The following is a 1,428-nucleotide window of genomic DNA, read 5'->3' as shown; positions in this document are numbered from 1 at the left end:
CCCAGGCGGCGATTTCGCTGTTGCGCACCGCCGACCAGGGCGCTTTCACCGGCGAGCAACTGGCCCAACTGAACGCCCTGCAAACCTTGCTGCAACTGGCGGTGGCCAACATGCAGCCCACTGAAGATGCATTGGCCGGTCTCACACCCAAGGAGCGCCAGATCGCCCTACTGTTGCGCCAGGGCGCCAGCAATAAACAGCTGGCCCAGGAGCTGGACGTCGGCCTGCCCACCATCAAGACCCACCTGATCAACCTGTTTCGCAAGACCGGCGTCAGCAGTCGTACCGAGCTGGTGGGCAGCCTGTTTCTGTAGTTCGCCTCAACCATCCGGTTGATACCCGCGCCTGCTCCCGGGCGCGATGATTCGTGGTGTTCACCCACCCAACCGGAGCATCGCAAATGACCACCCCTTCTGACTGGATCACCGTGGGCGCCCTGGCCGACGGCTTCGCCCCAGAGGCATTTATCCTGCCGAACCTGGCCGACCTGAGCGGCAAGGCCTTCACGCTGCACTTCGCCAATGGCTGGCAGATCGAGCACCGTTTCGAGCGCGACAGGCTCTCCTGGGCTGCAGCCGACGGTCACTCCAGCGGCAGCGCAACCTACCGTGCGACCTCCGTGCGCCCCGGCCTGTACCTGGTGGATTTCATCAAGCGCGAAGGCACGCAGGCCTGGTCGGTCAGCCTGGTGCTCGACACCGCCAGCGCTTCGTTCACCGCTGTGCTCGGGCGCATGCCCACCCAGGAACAAACCCGCGAAGGCCTCTACAGCCGCGCCCTGGCCGGTAAGCCGCTGACGTCGGTGGAAGTGGAGTTCCTCCACGGCAGCCTCGACCGCCCGTGGCAAGCCGGCCAATGCCCCCACGCGCCCACCACCGACCTGATCGGCCTGCGCAACCAGTATCGCTACAGCCCGAGCGAGGTCTACGAGCACATCTACCTCAACCACCAGTTCTACGCCTGGCAATGCCTCAAGGGTGTCGAGCAAGGCCTGTGCGACACCGACCGCTGCGATTACTACAAGATCGCCGACCAGCTCTACCTGTTCGTCTGGCGCGAAAAAATCATCCCCACCCTCGGCCTGGTGCTGATCGACCTGCAGCAACACCGCAGCGACGGCAAGATCTTTGGCTATGCCGACGCCTCCTTCGATGAGCTATCGAACTTTCCCATCAGCTCCTACTGCCAGGTGCTCAATCGCACGGAGCATCCTGATGACTGAGCCGCGCACGATCGTGATCACCGGGGCCGGCACGGGCATCGGTGCTGCGTGCGCCCGGCTGTACGCCGCCGAGGGTGCGCAGTTGGTACTGATCGGCCGTCGTTGCGAGCCGCTGGAGCAGGTCGCGCGGGAAACCGGGGGGTTGGTGTTGGTGGGTGATGCGGCCTGCCCGCAGACCTGGGAGGGTTTTATTGCGCAGATTCGCC

3 protein-coding genes are annotated in these 1,428 nt (G+C 64.5%); all 3 read left to right on the top strand.

The annotated features are described in order from the left end of the window. Window positions 1-314: helix-turn-helix transcriptional regulator (locus tag HX846_RS36965; protein WP_178967431.1), on the top strand; the 314-nt coding region annotated here is incomplete at its 5' end. Window positions 315-400: 86 nt separating this feature from the next. Then, on the top strand, window positions 401-1,222 hold the full coding sequence (locus HX846_RS36960) for a molybdenum cofactor biosynthesis F family protein (protein WP_178967430.1): 822 nt from the start codon (window positions 401-403) through the stop codon (window positions 1,220-1,222). Beyond that, window positions 1,215-1,428: SDR family NAD(P)-dependent oxidoreductase (locus tag HX846_RS36955; RefSeq protein WP_178967429.1), on the top strand; the 214-nt coding region annotated here is incomplete at its 3' end. The genes HX846_RS36960 and HX846_RS36955, both read left to right, overlap by 8 nt.

It is taken from the genome of Pseudomonas sp. K5002 (assembly GCF_013386655.1).
Taxonomy (GTDB): Bacteria; Pseudomonadota; Gammaproteobacteria; order Pseudomonadales; family Pseudomonadaceae; genus Aquipseudomonas.
The sequence above is the reverse complement of the archived record's forward strand: the minus strand, read 5'-3'. Positions and strand labels throughout refer to the sequence as shown.